This window comes from Pantoea sp. SO10 (genome assembly GCF_005281435.1).
GTDB classification, from domain to species: domain Bacteria; phylum Pseudomonadota; class Gammaproteobacteria; order Enterobacterales; family Enterobacteriaceae; genus Pantoea; species Pantoea leporis.
The window spans coordinates 1,917,449-1,934,475 of record NZ_CP040095.1 but is presented as its reverse complement, the minus strand read 5'-3'; the positions used below and the strand labels follow the sequence as shown (position 1 = coordinate 1,934,475).

At 56.8% G+C, this 17,027-nt stretch carries 14 protein-coding genes; 7 read left to right on the top strand and 7 right to left on the bottom strand.

From position 1 onward, the window contains the following. Window positions 1–4 precede the first annotated feature (4 nt). Entirely contained in the window at window positions 5–559 is a 555-nt protein-coding gene (locus FCN45_RS09030) for a sigma-70 family RNA polymerase sigma factor (RefSeq protein WP_110866066.1), read from the top strand. After that, entirely contained in the window at window positions 556–1,200 is a 645-nt protein-coding gene (locus FCN45_RS09025) for an anti-sigma factor domain-containing protein (protein ID WP_137385709.1), read from the top strand. The genes FCN45_RS09030 and FCN45_RS09025 overlap by 4 nt, the downstream gene beginning before the upstream one ends. Window positions 1,201–1,289: 89 nt before the next feature. On the opposite strand, the gene fumC is transcribed toward FCN45_RS09025, so the two are convergent. Continuing rightward, window positions 1,290–2,687, bottom strand: a complete 1,398-nt coding sequence (fumC, locus tag FCN45_RS09020; protein ID WP_137385708.1) for a class II fumarate hydratase — start codon at window positions 2,685–2,687, stop codon at window positions 1,290–1,292. 197 nt (window positions 2,688–2,884) lie between these two features. On the opposite strand from fumC, the gene manA reads away from it, so the two are divergent. Both manA and FCN45_RS09010 read left to right on the top strand, forming a co-directional pair. Continuing rightward, the gene (gene manA, locus FCN45_RS09015) at window positions 2,885–4,060 is read left to right on the top strand and encodes a mannose-6-phosphate isomerase (RefSeq protein WP_137385707.1); all 1,176 of its coding nucleotides are present in this window, start codon (window positions 2,885–2,887) and stop codon (window positions 4,058–4,060) included. 132 nt (window positions 4,061–4,192) lie between these two features. Next, complete coding sequence (locus FCN45_RS09010) at window positions 4,193–5,692, top strand: YdgA family protein (protein WP_137385706.1); 1,500 nt, start codon at window positions 4,193–4,195, stop codon at window positions 5,690–5,692. 26 nt (window positions 5,693–5,718) lie between these two features. Here FCN45_RS09010 and malI read toward each other — a convergent pair whose 3' ends face one another. Next, window positions 5,719–6,747, bottom strand: a complete 1,029-nt coding sequence (gene malI / locus FCN45_RS09005; RefSeq protein WP_137385705.1) for a Mal regulon transcriptional regulator MalI — start codon at window positions 6,745–6,747, stop codon at window positions 5,719–5,721. Between the two features lie 175 nt (window positions 6,748–6,922). Between malI and malX the strand changes: the two genes are divergently transcribed. From malX to add, 3 genes are all read left to right on the top strand, one after another. Then, window positions 6,923–8,509, top strand: coding sequence for a maltose/glucose-specific PTS transporter subunit IIBC (malX, locus tag FCN45_RS09000; protein ID WP_137385704.1), 1,587 nt, complete (start codon window positions 6,923–6,925; stop codon window positions 8,507–8,509). Further along, complete coding sequence (locus FCN45_RS08995) at window positions 8,509–9,687, top strand: MalY/PatB family protein (RefSeq protein ID WP_137385703.1); 1,179 nt, start codon at window positions 8,509–8,511, stop codon at window positions 9,685–9,687. Before malX ends, FCN45_RS08995 begins: the two co-directional genes overlap by 1 nt. A gap of 118 nt (window positions 9,688–9,805) precedes the next feature. Continuing rightward, window positions 9,806–10,804, top strand: a complete 999-nt coding sequence (gene add, locus FCN45_RS08990) for an adenosine deaminase (protein ID WP_101764511.1) — start codon at window positions 9,806–9,808, stop codon at window positions 10,802–10,804. Between the two features lie 73 nt (window positions 10,805–10,877). Here add and FCN45_RS08985 read toward each other — a convergent pair whose 3' ends face one another. From FCN45_RS08985 to FCN45_RS08965, 5 genes are all read right to left on the bottom strand, one after another. After that, a complete protein-coding gene (locus tag FCN45_RS08985; protein ID WP_137385702.1) occupies window positions 10,878–11,918 on the bottom strand; it encodes an oxidoreductase in 1,041 nt (346 codons plus the stop codon). A gap of 77 nt (window positions 11,919–11,995) precedes the next feature. Next, complete coding sequence (gene araC / locus FCN45_RS08980; protein ID WP_101764513.1) at window positions 11,996–12,913, bottom strand: arabinose operon transcriptional regulator AraC; 918 nt, start codon at window positions 12,911–12,913, stop codon at window positions 11,996–11,998. A 67-nt stretch (window positions 12,914–12,980) separates the two neighbouring features. Further along, complete coding sequence (araH, locus tag FCN45_RS08975; RefSeq protein WP_008110235.1) at window positions 12,981–13,967, bottom strand: L-arabinose ABC transporter permease AraH; 987 nt, start codon at window positions 13,965–13,967, stop codon at window positions 12,981–12,983. A 17-nt stretch (window positions 13,968–13,984) separates the two neighbouring features. After that, on the bottom strand, window positions 13,985–15,505 hold the full coding sequence (gene araG, locus FCN45_RS08970) for an L-arabinose ABC transporter ATP-binding protein AraG (RefSeq protein ID WP_110866058.1): 1,521 nt from the start codon (window positions 15,503–15,505) through the stop codon (window positions 13,985–13,987). A 174-nt stretch (window positions 15,506–15,679) separates the two neighbouring features. Beyond that, on the bottom strand, window positions 15,680–16,663 hold the full coding sequence (locus tag FCN45_RS08965; protein ID WP_101764515.1) for an arabinose ABC transporter substrate-binding protein: 984 nt from the start codon (window positions 16,661–16,663) through the stop codon (window positions 15,680–15,682). Window positions 16,664–17,027: the final 364 nt, after the last annotated feature.

Below are 17,027 nucleotides of genomic sequence, written 5' to 3'. Positions count from 1 at the left end.
GATGATGGATAACAGGCTTGCAGAACGGTTAGACAACTTATTGCCGGCGATCGCGAAAGGCGATCGCCGCGCGTTTGAGCAACTGTATCGACTTACGTCGCCGCATCTTTTCGCCCTTGCCCTGCGCATGCTGCGTCAGCAAGGTTGGGCGGAAGAGGTGCTGCACGATTGCTACCTCACCATCTGGAACCGCGCCGCTTCATACGATGCCGCCCTGAGCGCGCCGATGACGTGGATGACGCACATTGTGCGCAATCGCTGCATTGACGGGTTACGCAGCGGACAGGCGCGCCTGACGCTGGAGGCAGAAGAGTTTAGCGACCTGCTACCAATCACCAGCGAAGACGAACAGAATAACTGGCACGATCCGGCACAAGCCGATCGCCTGCGACACTGCATTGGCCATCTGAGCAGCGAACAGCAGCAAAGCATCACGCTCGCCTATTATCAGGGGATGTCCCACAGTGATATTGCCGCCTGGCTGCAACAGCCGGTTGGCTCGGTAAAAAGCTGGATTCGCCGCGCGCTGGAGCATCTGCGGGAGTGTGTGGGCCTATGAACGATAAACTACAACGCGATGAGGCCTTATCAGCCGAGTATGCGCTGGGCACCTTGAGTGGGCTGGCGCGTTTGCGCTTTGCACGCAGGTTGCGTAACGAGCCTGCCCTTGCGGCCAACGTTGCGCGCTGGCAAGCCCTGCTGGCGGGCCTGGATAATCAGCTTGCACCCGTCACGCCACCGGAAAAGGTGTGGAAGAAGATTACATTGAGTTTGCCCGAGCAACGCGTCATTCAACCCAAACGCCATTATGCGGGCTGGCTGGCGGCTGCCAGTGTCGCGGCGTTCGCCCTGCTCGCCTCACTGTTCCTGCAGCAGCCGACGTTAACGCCGTTGACGGTACTGAACGACGCCCAGCATCAACAGCAATGGGTGGTCAGCGCGGACAGCAAACTGGCGCAGCTGAGCCTGACGCCGTTACATCCTGTGACCATCGCCGATAACAACAGTTTGCAGCTGTGGCTGATTCCGCCAGGCAAAGCGCCGATTTCATTGGGTTTGTTGGATAATCAGAAGGCAACGGATGTGGCGTTGAATAGCACGATTTCCCGCTCAGGCATCATTGCCATCAGCCTTGAACCGCGCGGCGGCTCGCCAACCGGCCAGCCAACCGGTCCGGTGTTGTATAGCGGGCGGCTATAAATCACCGCACAATCCGTAGCGGCGCGATTTATCGCGCAATCAATTGCGCCGCTACGAGGGTGCTACGTCTGCCAGTTTTTAACAGCGGTTTACTGCTTCATGCTGCCAACCATCTCCTCCGGACGCACCCATTCATCGAACTGCTCTTCGGTCAGATAGCCCAGCTTCAGCGCCGAGCCTTTCAGCGTCAGGCCTTCTTTATGGGCTTTCTTAGCGATTTCCGCCGCTTTGTCGTAGCCGATATGGGTATTCAGCGCCGTCACCAGCATCAGCGATTCGTTCAGCAGCTGATCGATGCGCTCGCGTACCGGTTCAATGCCAATCGCGCAGTGGTGATTGAAGCTGTCCATGCCGTCGGCCAGCAGACGCACCGATTGCAGGAAGTTGTGGATCACCATCGGACGAAACACGTTGAGCTCAAAGTTGCCGGACGCGCCGCCAATATTCACCGCCACGTCGTTGCCCATCACCTGACAACACAGCATGGTCAGCGCTTCGCACTGCGTGGGGTTCACTTTGCCTGGCATGATCGAGCTGCCTGGCTCATTTTCCGGGATCGCCAGTTCGCCAATGCCGCAACGCGGGCCTGAGGCCAGCCAGCGCACGTCGTTGGCAATTTTCATCAGCGAAGCCGCCAGGCCTTTCAGCGCACCGTGCGCGTGCACCAGCGCATCGCAGGTCGCCAGCGCCTCGAACTTGTTCGGCGCGGTGACAAACGGCTGTTTGGTCAAATCGGCCAGCGCTTTAGCCACGCGAACCGCGTATTCCGGATGGGTATTCAGGCCGGTCCCGACCGCGGTGCCGCCCAGCGCCAGCTCCGCTACGTGCGGAATACTGTTCTCAATATGTTTGAGATTGTGCTCAAGCATCGCTACCCAGCCGGAGATCTCCTGACCGAGCGTCAGCGGTGTCGCATCCTGCAAGTGGGTACGACCAATCTTGACGATATCTTTGAAGGCGTCGGATTTTTCACTCAGCGTCTTTTTCAGCACGTGAATCTGCGGAATCAGCTGCTCCCGCACGGCGATGACCGCGGCCACGTGCATGGCGGTGGGGAACACATCGTTGGAGCTTTGGCTTTTATTCACGTCGTCATTTGGGTGCACCAGACGCGACATGCCACGCTCGCCGCCAAGAATTTCACTGGCGCGGTTGGCCAGCACTTCATTCATGTTCATGTTGGTCTGGGTGCCGGAGCCGGTCTGCCAAATTGCCAGCGGAAACTCCTCGCTGTGCTTATCGGCCAGCACTTCGTCGGCGGCTTTGAGAATCGCCTGGGCACGATTGGCCGGAAGCAAGCCGAGATCCTGGTTCACCTGCGCCGCCGCGCGTTTGGTCAGCGCCAGCGCATGCACCAATGCCACGGGCATTTTCTCGGTTGAGATTTTGAAATGTTCCAGCGAACGCTGGGTTTGTGCGCCCCACAACTTATCTGCCGGTACTTCGATCGGTCCCATTGAGTCTTTTTCAATGCGATTGGCTGCCATGACTACGTCTCCTTAGCTCAGATTTTGAGGTTTCCGCTCTAAACGCCTTCCCGAGACGCCGTTGAGCGAGCAAGATTGTCACATACAAGAATTTAACATTATGCGAGCCTATCGCCTTTATTGCACTTGTTCGTGTATTTTCTATGGCACTTTCTGCTTTAATAAGCCTATTTACTTACGGTTATTAAGGGTAAACGATGCAAAAATTGAACAATTCGCTGCAAAATTACGCGTGGGGCAGCAAAACTGCGCTGACCGAACTCTATGGCATCGAAAATCCACAAGGTTTGCCGATGGCGGAACTGTGGATGGGCGCGCACCCGAAAAGCCCGTCTACCGTTGAGGTCAACGGCGAAGTGCGTTCGCTGCGTGAAGTAATTGATGCCGACAAAGTTGCCATGCTCGGCAAAGCGGTGGCTGAACGTTTCGGCGAGCTGCCGTTCCTGTTTAAAGTGCTGTGCGCCGATCAGCCGCTGTCGATTCAGGTGCACCCCAGCAAAGCCGCTGCCGAACAGGGTTTTGCGCGTGAAAATGCCGCGGGCATTCCACTCAGCGCCGCCGAACGTAACTATAAAGACGCTAATCACAAGCCCGAGCTGGTGTATGCGCTGACACCCTTCCAGGCGATGAACGGTTTCCGTGAGCTGCATGAGATTGTCTCGCTGCTGGAGCCGGTGGCAGGTGCGCATCCGCAGATCGCTCACTTCCTCGAAAACACTGATGAAGCCAATCTGGCAAAACTGTTCGCCACGCTGCTGTCGCTGCAAGACGAGGCAAAATCGCGCGCCATCGGCGTACTGAAATCGGCGCTAAATGCGCGTGAAGGCGAACCATGGCAGACCATCAAATCTATCGCCATCGATTATCCGGATGACAGCGGTCTGTTTTCGCCGCTGCTGCTCAATGTTATTACCCTGCAGCCGGGTGAAGCGATGTTCCTGTTTGCCGAAACGCCGCACGCCTATCTGAAAGGCGTGGCGCTGGAAGTGATGGCGAACTCCGATAACGTGCTGCGCGCCGGTCTGACGCCGAAGTTCATCGATATCCCGGAACTGCTGGCTAACCTGAAATTTCAGGCAAAACCGGCCGCGACGCTGCTAACGCAGCCGCAGCGCGACGGCGAAACCCTGAACTTCCCGATTCCGGTAGAGGACTTTGCCTTTGCCATTCATGGGCTTTCCGCTGCGCCGCAAACGCTGGCACAAAACAGCGCGGCCCTGCTGTTCTGCATTGAAGGTCAGGCGATAATTGAGAAGTCCGGGCAACAGCTGGTGCTGAAGCCGGGTGAATCCTGCTTTGTCGCTGCCAATGAGTCGCCGGTCAACGCGGCAGGCACCGGACGGCTGGCGCGCGTGTTTAATACGCTCAACTGAGATCCGGCTGACGCTGCCAGCATTAACTGCTATTCTTTTAAACTATTAATTTAAAACGCCTGCGGGCGTTTTTCTTCACCCGTCGCGCACCGACCAGCGGCGTGCGGACGCAAGGATAAGGACGACACAGCGATGAAAAAGACCCAGGTTGCCGTAGGTGTGATTGTGGCGCTCGGCGTGATTTGGACTGGTGCTTCATGGTTTACCGGTAAACAACTGGAAAGCCATATGGATGAGATGTTGCAGAACGCCAACGCGCAGCTAAATGCTTACGCGCCGAACAGCCGTTTGACGCTGAGCTATCAGGATTATCAGCGTGGCGTGTTTAGCAGCAAAACCAAATTGGTGGTGCAGGCCAGCTCGCAAACCAATGACAATCCGCTGTTGAAGCCTGGTCAAAGCATCGTGCTTAACGAGACGATCGATCACGGCCCGTTCCCGTTCGCCCAGTTGAAGCGCGGCAGCCTGATCCCAAGTATGGCGTCCGTGCATACCGAACTGGAAAACACCGATGCGGTGAAGAAGCTGTTTGAAATGACCAACGGCAAATCGCTGGTCAACGCCGATACCCGCGTCGGCTACAGCGGTGCGACCAATACCGATCTCAACCTGCTGGCGGTGGATTACAACAATCCGCAGACCGGCGATCGTCTGGCCACCAATGGCGGCACGCTGAACATCAGCGCCGACAGCAAAGGTGACAAAGTCAGCCTCGACGGCGACTTCTCCAGCATCGCGGTCACCAGCAAAAACCAGGTTGAGCTGCCGGTGCTGTTTACGCTGAATGGCCTGAAGCTGAGCGGCGATACCCATCTCAGCCCGGAAGGCGTACGCGTCGGCGATCAGTCGATCTCTCTGGATAAACTGGATGCCAGCATCAACGGCCAGGAAGGTTTGTCGCTGGAGAAGCTGAAAACCACCTCGTCCTTTGACAATAAAGAAGGCAAGATTGGTGGGCAGCTGGATGTCGATGTTGACAAGATTACCCTACAGAAGCAGCCGTTTGGTGAAGCTAAGCTGGCGATGAAGTTTGCGCAGTTTGATGCGCAGGCGGTGAAAGCCTTCTCCGATACTTACAACGCGCAGATGCAGGATCTGCTGAACCAGCCGGGCGTGGCGGAAGATCCGATTCGCTATCAGGCCAGCGTGCAAACCATTCTGCGTAATAACCTGCCAACGCTGTTGAAAGGCTCGCCAACGCTGAGCATCGCGCCGCTGAGCTGGAAAAATGATAAAGGTGAAAGCACCTTTAACCTGAACGTGGGCTTTAACGATCCGGCCACCGTGAGCGGCGAGGCGCAGAGTTTGGGTGCCGCAGTGGATCGCGTGCTGAAAACCCTCGACGGCAAGCTGGCGATCAATATGCCAATGGCAACCGAAACCATGCGTCATGTCGGTTTGGCGGAAGGTTATCAGGGTGACGATGCGCAGAAACTGGCGGATCAGCAGGTTAAGGGTTTAGCAGCGATGGGCCAGATGTTCCGCCTGACGCAGCAGCAGGATGATAACATCGTCACCAGCCTGCAGTACGGCAACGGCCAGGTCACCATGAATGGCGACAAGATGACGCTGGAGCAGTTCCTGTCACGCTATATGCTGGGCGCACCAACCAGCGAAGGTATGCCAGAGTAATTCATGGGGCGGCCAATTGGCCGCCCTTACACTTCGCCGCGCATTAGCTGCGGCGGCACAATCAAACTCTGAATCTCCGCTTCCGGCTGCGCCAGCCGCCGCAACATCCGCTCCGCCGCCCTTCTTCCTACATCACGCGCTTCACTACTGACAAAGGTCATGGTGGGATCGTGCAGCTCCCGCTGCGGATCGTCATTAAAGCCCACCAGCGCCAGCTGCTGCGTGTAGTAGCTATCCACCGCGCCTTCACCAAAGGTTCGCCCACAGCGTAACGCGCCAAAATAGCAGCCGAGCGCGGTGCTGCCGTTATGCGCCAGAATCGCGGTGATGCCGGGATGTTGACGCAACAACTGCAGCGTTAACGCCGACACGCTTTGCTGGCGATCGTCGCACTCGATAATCCAGTCGGACCGGAACGATAGGCCATATTGCAGCAAAGTGGCGCAATAGCCGCCAATCCGCTCGGCGCGCGTCAGTGACGATCCCAAACCGCCCATCCAGGCGATGCGCTGATGTCCCTGCCGAATCAGATACTCCGTTGCCATGCGCGCCGCCTGGCTGTTATCGGGCCGCAGTGAGTCGACATTGTCGAGGCTGCTGGCGCGCGAAGCGCAAACCAACGCGATGTTTTGCTCCTGCGCCTGCGGCACCAGCGTTTCTGCTTGCGCCGCCGCGCCGCCAAGCACAATGCCTTCTGCGCCCTGCGCCACCAGCGTGTCAAAACAGCGTTTAAGGTGTTGTCCGTGTTGACCGCTTTGTGTCAGCACCAGCACTTTGCCCTGCTGCTCCAGCACTTCACTGAGTCCGGCCGTCATCGCGGCATAAAAGGGCTGGCTGAGATCGCGCACGATCAGGCCGATCACGCCGCTTTCGCCGCCGCGCAAAATCGAGGCTGAGCGATTACGCACGTAGCCAAGCTGCTCAATCGCCTGATTAACGCGTGTGGCCGTAGCGGGCGAGATGCGCCCTTTGCCGGAGAGCACCAACGACACGGTAGAGACCGACACCCCGGCGACCAACGCCACATCATGAATAGTGGTTTTCTGCTGGGACATAGTGTTCCGTTACCGACGTCCAAATTCAAAGAGATAAAACGTTACACTGATTGCACCAAAAATAAAGCCTGCAATTAGTCACTCTTTGTGATTATAGCCACAAAAATAAGTGGTAAAACGTTTTATCATCCTTGACCACTTTGAAGCCTTTCACTTTTTATTGCCAGGAGAATCTATGTCCGCCAGCCGCCCCAAAATGTCACTTTGGGAGTTTTTCCAAAGTCTGGGTAAAACCTTTATGTTGCCCGTCGCCCTGCTGTCGTTCTGCGGCATTCTGTTAGGAATTGGCAGTTCTCTCAGCAGTCATGACGTCCTGACGCTAATTCCTCTTCTCGATCAGCCTTTCCTGCAATACCTGTTTATCTGGCTGGCGAAGATCGGCTCTTTTGCCTTTAGCTATCTGCCGGTGATGTTTGCCATTGCCATTCCGCTCGGTATGGCGCGCGAGAATAAAGGCGTCGCCGCCTTTGCCGGTTTTGTTGGCTACGCGGTGCTGAACCTGAGTATTAACTTCTGGCTCAACATCAACGGCATTCTGCCAACCACTGATGCGGCGGTGCTGAAAGCCAATAACGTACAAAACATCCTCGGCATTCAGTCCATCGACACCGGTATTCTCGGCGCGGTGATCGTCGGTATCGTGGTGTTCTGGTTACATGAGCGCTTCCACAACATTCGCCTGCCAGATGCGCTGGCGTTTTTCGGTGGTACGCGTTTTGTGCCGATCGTTACGGCGATGGCGATGGGCGTGCTGGGCCTGGTGGTTCCGCTGATTTGGCCATTCTTTGCACGCGCGATTACCGGCCTCGGCTGGGTGATTAACAGCGCCGGTGAATTTGGTCCGATGATCTTCGGTACTGGCGAACGTCTGCTTTTACCTTTTGGCTTGCAACACATTCTGGTGGCAATCATCCGCTTTACCGATGCGGGCGGCACCATGGATGTGTGCGGTAAAAGTGTTAGCGGTGCGTTAACTATCTTCCAGGCGCAATTGGCCTGTGCAGATACCCACGGCTTCGCCGAGAGCGCCACGCGCTTCCTGTCGCAGGGTAAAATGCCAGCCTTCCTCGGGGGTTTGCCGGGTGCGGCCTTGGCGATGTATCACTGCGCCCGTCCGGAAAACCGTCATAAAATTAAAGGTCTGCTGATTTCCGGCGTGGTGGCTTGCGTGGTGGGCGGTACCACTGAACCGCTGGAGTTCCTGTTCCTGTTCGTCGCGCCGGTGCTGTATTTGATCCACGCGCTGTTGACCGGCTTGGGCTTCACCGTGATGGCGATGCTGGGCGTCACCATCGGTAACACCGACGGCAACGTGATCGACTTCTTCGTCTTCGGCGTGCTGCACGGCCTCTCCACCAAATGGTATTGGGTGCCGGTGATTGCTGCGGTGTGGTTCGTGGGTTATTACGCCATCTTCCGCTTTGCTATCAGTCACTTCAACATCAAAACGCCAGGCCGCGAAGTGGAAACCAACAACGTGGCGCAGCAGGTTAATCGCGCGGCTGTGGGTAAATCTGGCTTTAATACGCCAGCGATTCTGTCGGCGCTGGGCGGCGTGGAAAACATCGCCTCACTGGATAACTGCCTGACGCGTCTGCGCATTACCGTGGTCGACATGAGCAAGGTGGATGATGCAACACTGAAAGCCAACGGTGCGATTGGCGTGGTGCATGTTAACGCGACCAATCTGCAAGTGGTGATGGGCCCGCAGGTGCAGTCGGTCAAAGATGAGATGGCACACCTGATGAGCGCGACGGTGTAATGATGCAGGATTTTGCTTTCAATCAGGTGGTGGATCGCCGCGGTAGCTGGTGTACGCAGTGGGATTTCGTGGCCGATCGTTTCGGCGTGGCGGACTTGCTGCCCTTCACTATCTCCGATATGGATTTCGCCACCGCGCCATGCATCCTCGAGGCGCTGCAACAGCGCCTCGCACACGGTGTGTTTGGCTACAGCCGCTGGCAGCATGATGATTTTCTTTCTGCCATTCAACATTGGATGCGCAGCCGTTTCGCTACCGAAGTGGCGGCAGAATCGCTGGTTTATGGCCCGTCGGTGATTTACATGGTGGCGCAGCTGTTGCGCCACTGGACGCAGCCGGATGATGAAGTGCTGATTCACACCCCCGCTTACGATGCGTTTTATAACACCATCAATGGCAATCAGCGTCGCGTGCTGGAGCTGCCGCTGCAGCGCCACGCTAACGAATGGCTGTGTGACATGACGCAGCTGGAAAGTTTGCTGGCGCGTCCGCGCTGTAAAGTGATGCTGCTGTGCAGTCCGCACAATCCTGGCGGCAAAGTGTGGCGCGAAGATGAGCTGCGCCAGATGGCGGCGCTGTGCGGAAAGCATGGCGTGAAGGTGATCAGCGATGAAATTCATATGGACATGGTGCTGAGTGATGCGCAGCATACGCCCTGGAGCCAGGTCGCGCAGTCCGCCTGGGCGCTATTCACCTCGGCCTCCAAGAGCTTCAACATTCCGGCGCTGACCGGCGCGTGGGGCATCATTCCTGATGAGCGCGATCGTCAGGCGTGGTTCCATGCGCTGAAGCATGAGGATGGCTTATCCTCGCCAGCGGTAATGGCGCTTGCCGCTACCATCGCCGCTTATCGCGCGGGCGCGCCGTGGCTGGATGCGCTGCGCGACCATCTACGTGGCAACATGCAGCATATCGCGCAGCGCCTGAACACGGCGTTTCCGCAGCTTAACTGGCAACCGCCCGCCGCGACTTACCTGGCGTGGATCGATCTCAATCCGCTTGGCATTGATGAACAGGCGCTGCAACAGCGTCTGATTCATCAACACAAAGTGGCGATCATGCCGGGTTCGACCTACGGCGCGGCGAGTCGCGGTTATCTGCGTCTCAACGCCGGTTGCCCGCGCAGCAAACTGGATGATGGGCTGGATCGCCTGATTGCCGGGCTAAAATCGTTCTAAAATGCCACGGATGCTGATTAATTCAGCATCCGTTTTGCTGTTTGCGCAAATCGCTGGCGCTGTTGCGCAAGATGTTTTTATAATCCTCTGCACTTTATGAAACTTAAGCGAGTGCGCCATGATTGATCCAAAACTCCCCCTTACCGACATTCACCGCCACCTTGATGGCAATATCCGCGCACAAACCATTCTCGACTTAGGTCGTCAGCATAATCTTGCGCTGCCCGCTGAAACGCTTGATGCATTGCGTCCGCATGTGCAGGTCACGGCTAATGAACCGGATCTGGTGAGTTTCCTGCAGAAACTCGACTGGGGCGTGAAAGTGCTGGGCGATCTTGATGCCTGTCGTCGTATCGCGCTGGAAAACGTTGAAGATGCGGCGCGCGCTGGCATTCATTATGCGGAACTGCGCTTCTCACCGGGCTACATGGCGATGACGCATCAACTGCCGATTGCCGGCGTGGTTGAGGCGGTGATTGATGGTGTGCGCGCCGGCATTCAGCAATACGGCGTTGATGTACGCCTGACCGGCATTATGAGCCGCACCTTTGGTGAAGAAGCTTGCCTGCGTGAGCTGGAAGCTTTGCTGGCACATCGCGAGGGCATCACCGCCGTCGATTTGGCCGGTGACGAGCTAGGCTTCCCAGGCAGTGAATTCCTCAGCCACTTTAATCGTGCGCGTGACGCCGGTTTCCGCATTACCGTTCACGCCGGTGAAGCCGCAGGCCCGGAAAGCATCTGGCAAGCGATTCGCGAGCTGGGCGCAGAGCGTATTGGTCACGGCGTGAAGGCGATTGAAGATCGTGCATTGATGGATTTCCTTGCTGAGCAGCGCATTGGGATTGAGTCATGCCTCACTTCGAATATTCAGACCAGCACCGTGTCGTCGCTGAGCAGCCATCCGCTGAAAACCTTCCTGCAGCACGGCATTCTCGCCACCATTAACACCGACGACCCGGCGGTTCAGGGCGTTGAGCTGGCCCATGAGTATGAAGTGGCGGCACCTCAAGCGGGATTGACGGCAGAAGAGATGCGTCAGGCACAGGATAATGGTGTAACCATCGCGTTCCTGAGTGATGCAGAGAAAGCCGCGCTGCGCGCGCGCGTAGCGGGATAAAATATTCCCTCTCCCTTTGGGAGAGGGAATAAAGCGAGTATTGGCGCTCCCATGGGAGAGCGAGTAAAGCGAATTAACGCAACGACAGGGTCTGGCGCTTCTCGGCGGACTGCAAGCCCAGCTCGATCAACTCCATCACCTGAATCGCCTCTTCTGCCTGCACCGGATTCGCACCTGTGCCCGCAATCGCATCACGGATACCTGCGTAGTACGCCGGATAGTTACCTGGCAAGGTCAGCAGCTCTTTCTCCACCATCACATCGCCTTCCGCCAGCGTCAGCGTGCCGTTGCGCATGTCGTAGCCCCAATCTTCCTGCGGGGGACGTTCACCCGCTTTCAGACGATCTTCCTGCGGATCCAGCCCGTATTTTACGTAGCTGCCGCGCGTGCCGTGCACCACAAAGCGCGCGGATTCCGCCGCCACCAGCATGCTGGCATGCAGCACCACGCGACGCGTAGGATAGGTCAACACCGCATGGAAGTAATCGGTGGTTTGCGCGCCCGGACGCAGCTCTGCCATATCGACATTGATCGCGACCGGCGTGCCAAACAGCTGCAAAGCCTGATCCAGCACGTGCGGTCCGAGATCGAACCAAATGCCGCTGCCCGCGCCTTTCATTTCACGCCAGCGCTGACGCACTTCCGGACGGAAACGGTCAAAGTGGGATTCGAAGTAACGCACTTCGCCCAGCGTACCGTCGTTCAGCAGGGATTTCAGCGTCAGGAAATCGCTGTCCCAACGGCGGTTATGGAACACCGACAGCAGCAGACCTTTGGCTTTGGCCAGCGCATCCAGCTCACGTGCTTGTGACAACGTCACGGTAAACGGCTTATCGACCACCACGTGTTTACCGGCGTTGAGTGCCGCTTTGGCTAATGGGAAGTGGGTGTCATTCGGGGTCGGAATAACAATCAGTTGCAGTGTCGGGTCGTCCAGCAGCGCTTGTGGATCGGGAACCACCTGCACTGACGGCCAGTCAGCATGCACTTTGCTGGCATCGCTGCTTGAAATCGCCGCCAGCTCAACATCCGGCGTACCGGCGATCAAGGGTGCATGAAAGGTTTTGCTGGCAAAACCGTAGCCGATTAGGCCGACACGTAATTTATCGCTCATTCTCATTCCTCTTGTTCGTTACCAGAATGATTTAAGACGAATCGATCTACAAGAACAAGGCGGAATCACCTGAAAACTCAGGAAATAGCACTCCGTGCGGATTGCCAGCTCTCGTGCGCCACTAACGCATCCTGCGCATCCTGGCTGCGGCGGCGGAAGTCGCTGGGGCTGACGCCAACGCGTTTGCGGAACACGCGTGAGAAGTAAAGTTGGTCATCGTAGCCCACTTCACGCCCGACGGAAGCGATCGGTTCCTGAGTGGTTTGCAGCAGCAGTTTGGCGCGGATCACCCGCTGATCTTCGCGCCAGCGCAGCAGATTAATGCCCATTTGCTCGCGGAACAGATGCGCCAGCCGTGACGGCGACAGGCAAACATGGCGCGCCACTTCTTCAATCTTCACTTCGCCCGCCAGATGATTGGTGACGTACTGGCAAGCTTCAATCACGCGCGGATCGCGGATCTGTTGATGGCTACGCGGATCCTCTTCCACCGCGCGCAGCAGCAAGCGCTCCAGCAGATTCATCGCCAGCTCTTCGGCGAAGCGACGTCCGGAGTTGTGGGTTTGCTCGATGCTGGCGAACAGGCGATCAAACTCGGCACGCTGCGCTTCTGACAGATGCAAGCGCCCCACGCCCTGGCTCTCATCCTGCCACTGCAACCAATCGGTCCAGTAAGCGCGCGGGCGGAAATAGACCCAGCGATGGAACCAGCACGGGCTGTCTGGCGCGCGGCCGTAATAGTGCGGGGTTTTCGGTTGAAACAGCAGCAGATCGCCCGGCTCGCAGTCGAAGGCAGATTCGCCATCAAACACGCGCCCCTGACCTTTAATGGTCAGATTAAGGATGTAGCCTTTCATGCCGTGCGGACGATCGATAAAGAAATCGAGTGCGTCATTGGCATTAATCGGCGTTAAGCCTGCCACCAGCCAGGCATTGAACGCATAGCCCGGCAATAAGGGATTCTGCTGCTCACTTGGGGGTTCGCGATGGTACATAATGCCCTCACTTTTCGGTTTCACGGCGCTGAGCGTGCCCACTTTCCGACACGCTCAGCCTGGGTTATCAGGCGGCTTTACTTTTCTGTTTGTAGCGGTCAAAAATCACCGCCGCTAACAGTATCAAACCGCGCACTACATACTGTGAGAATGGCGAGATATTCAATAAATTCATCGCATTCTCAACCGTGCCCAGAATTAGCACGCCCGCCACTACATAGGAAATTTTGCCAATGCCGCCTTTCAGCGAGACGCCGCCCAGCACGCAAGCTGAAATCACAATCAGCTCGTATCCGAGCGAGGTCATGGGCTGGCCGCTGGTCATGCGCGACGCCAGAATAATGCCCGCCGCCGCCGACACTAAACCGGACAAGATGAAGATGATGATGCGCGTGCGTACCACCGGCACGCCGGCCAGACGCGCTGCTTCTTCATTGCCGCCAATCGCCAGCGTGTTGCGACCAAAGGTGGTTTTGTTCAGCAGGAAACCGAACAGCACCATGGTAGCGATGGTGAGCCAAATCGGTGCCGGCACGCCGAGCCAGTTGGCGTAGCCGAGGGTAAAGAAGCGCTCGTCTTCAATCCCCACCGCTTTGCCGTCAGAAAAGATGTAAGCCAGGCCGCGCACAATCTGCATGGTGGCCAGCGTGGTGATCAGGGCGTTGATTTTCAGCCGCGCAATGACGAAGCCGTTGATAAAACCGGTGGCCATGCCGAGCAGCAAACCGGCTGCCACGCCAATCCACAGGCTTTCGGTCATATTGATCACCACCGCGGTGACCACACCGGCGCAGGCAATCACCGACGCCACAGACAGGTCAAAGTCGCCGGAAGCCAGGCAGAACAGCATGCCGCACGCCACCATGCCGGACATCGACATCGCCAGCCCAAGCCCTTTCATGTTGATGATAGAACCAAAGTTCGGCACGAAAATGGCACACACGATAAACAGCAGTGCGAACACCACCAGCATGCCAAAGTTGTCCCAAATCCGCCCCAGCTGCAGCCCGTTGCGCTGCACCGGTGGCGTGTTGGAAGTGGTAGATGAAGCCATTATTGCTCTCCTTTACATCAGGCCACGGCGGCCGCTTGAGTGGTTTTCGGCATCGCCAGGCTCAGCGTCAGCTGCTCTGTGGCCGTATCGTGGGACAGTTCACCGGCAATGGAACCTTCACGCATCACCAGAATGCGGTCGGCTAATCCCATCACTTCCGGCAGATCGCTGGAGGCAAACAGCACCGCAATCCCCTTTTTCGCCAGTTGATAAATCAGGTTGTAGATTTCGTGTTTGGCACCGACGTCAATGCCGCGCGTCGGCTCATCGAGCAGGATCACGTTCATCTCTTCCGACAGCCAGCGGCCCAGAATCGCCTTCTGCTGGTTGCCTCCGGAAAGATTCATGATCAGCTGCTGCGGGCCTGGCGTTTTGATGTTGAGTGAACGAATGTGGATATCGGCGTTTTTCGCTTCCCAGCTCGGTTTGATCAGGCAACCAGCGGTGAGATTGTGGCGACGCGCGCTGATGTTGATGTTATCGCGCACCGAATGCACCGGAATGATGCCTTCAGATTTGCGATCTTCCGGGCACAGCATGATGCCGGCGCGGATGGCATCGATCGGCTGGCGAATGTTGAGCTTTTTGCCATCCAGCGTCACGCTGCCGCCGCGCAGTTTGGTGGCACCGAACAGCCCTTTCATCAGTTCACTGCGTCCCGCGCCCACTAAACCAAACAGGCCAACGATTTCACCGGCACGCACCGTCAACGAAATCGGCGTGCGCACGCCCTTTGCCTCCACCGCGTCCAGCTGCAGACGCACCGGGCCCAGTTCACGCGGCGCGTAACCATAAATATCCCCCAGATTGCGCCCCACCATCGCCTGCACCAAATCATCGTGATGGGTGTTTTTCATGTCGGTGAAGGTGCGCACGTAGCGGCCATCTTTAAACACGGTGATGGCATCGCTCAGGGCAAAAATCTCCTCCATGCGATGCGACACGTACAACACGGTGCGGCCCTGCTCGCGTAGCTGACGGATGACGCGGAACAAGTGATCAATTTCGCGCGCCGACAGCGAGCTGGTCGGTTCGTCAAAAGCGATGATGCGCGCGTTACGCGCCAGCGCTTTAGCGATCTCCACCATCTGCCATTGGCCGAGCGACAGATATTTCAGCGGCATGTCCGGATCGATATCCATGCCAAGATTTTGCAGCTGCAAACCGGCTTCATAGCGCAGCAGTTTGCGATTCACCAGACCGCGCTTGTGCGGCAGCTGGCCGAGATAGATATTTTCCGCCACGCTCATTTCCGGCACCAGATGCAGTTCCTGGTAAATGATCGCCACGCCGGCATCCAGCGCATCCACGGTGGTGTTGAAACTCTTCGGCTGGCCTTTAATGCGGATCTCGCCGCCGCTCGGCTGGTAGCTACCGCTGAGGATCTTCAACAGCGTTGATTTACCGGCACCGTTCTCCCCCATCAGCGCGTGCACTTCGCCGGCACGGCAGCTGAATGAGATGTCCTGCAGCGCTTTCACGCCGGGAAAGGTTTTGCTGATGCCATGAAACGACAGAAAGGCTTGATCAGTGTTCATGGTGACTCCTCTAAGCCTTCATGCTTCGCACTGTAACTGCGTTGGCTACGTGAACTTACCCCGGTCACTTACAAAAGTAAGCTTCCGGGGATAAGTGCACTTGCCGCCTTGTTACAGCACGAATCATTTTGGCTAAACATTTAGATGGTGCTGCTCAAACAACGAACAACGTGATTACTTCAGCCCTTTCTTATCCAGCTCGGCTTTGAAGTTATCGCGGGTAATCAGCACCACATCGGTGACCTCGGTGAACTTCGGCGGCTCCTGATCTTTGGTCACCCAGTTGTAGAGCATCTCGCTGCTCTTATAACCGTGCACGTCCGGGCTTGGCAGCAGCGAACCGTAGAAGCCGGTGGCGGAACCTTTCGACAGCTCACTCACCGCATCAACACCGTTAATGCCGATACCGATCACATCGGGCGCTTTAAAGCCCTGACCTTCGGTGGCGCGAACGCCGCCCAGCACGGTGTTATCGTTCATGCCGAGAATCAGCCAGTGTTTCACTTCCGGATGCTGCACCAGCAGCGAGTTACCGGCGTCAAAGGCGCCTGGAATATCATTGGATTTGGTCGGCACCTGATAGATCTGCTTCTCCGGGAAACCGGCAGCTTTCAGCGCGTCCATCGAACCGCTGGTGCGACGGCGTGCGGTGTCGAGTTCGTTGGCGGTGATGGCCATCACGCCGGTCTCTTTCACATCCCAACCGCGTTTCTGCATCTCTTTATACAGTTCCTGCCCCTGACGCTCGCCAATCTTGGTTGCCGCCATCATCACCAATGGCACGGTATCCATCGGCTTGCCTTTGGCGGTCACGAACTGATCATCGACGGCAATCACTTTCAACCCGTAACCGCGCGCTTTGGCGACAATCGCGGAGCCGAGTTTCGGATCTGGCGTACAGATGACGAAGCCTTTCGCGCCGCTGGCGGCCAGGCTGTCGATGGCGTTGAGGGTTTTCTCACCGTCGGGCACGGCAATTTTGATCACTTCAAAGCCGAGATCCTTGCCGGCTTTATCCGCGAATTTCCATTCGGTCTGGAACCAGGGTTCCTCCGGTTGTTTAACGAGGAAACCGAGTTTCATGGTCTCGGCGATAGCGGATTGTGACATAACCGCAGCGAGACCTAGCGCCGCCAGCGTTTTAGTGAATTTATGCATGATGCTCTCCGGCATAATGTTGTTTTAGGCTGTTATTAACCAATCGGTGTAAACGCTACCAATCAAATCATTCTGTGGGGTACAGCTAAAAATCAGCGCGTTAGCGCAAAGGTTGTACAAAGGCTGCGCAAACGCTGGGCTAGTTGTAGCGGGAATGGACGGGAAAAATGTAGAGCGGTATCACATCCCAAAACGATGACAAAATCCTCCATATATTCAGCAAATTTAACCGGTCGTTAACTTTTGCAGTGGATCACACATCCCCGCCGATGGCAGAAAAGTGCATATTCTCAGCGACTGATGACTAACCGCTTCTGCCGCCCCATTCCAGGATAGAGCCAGATAACTCACACAGGAGAATCCC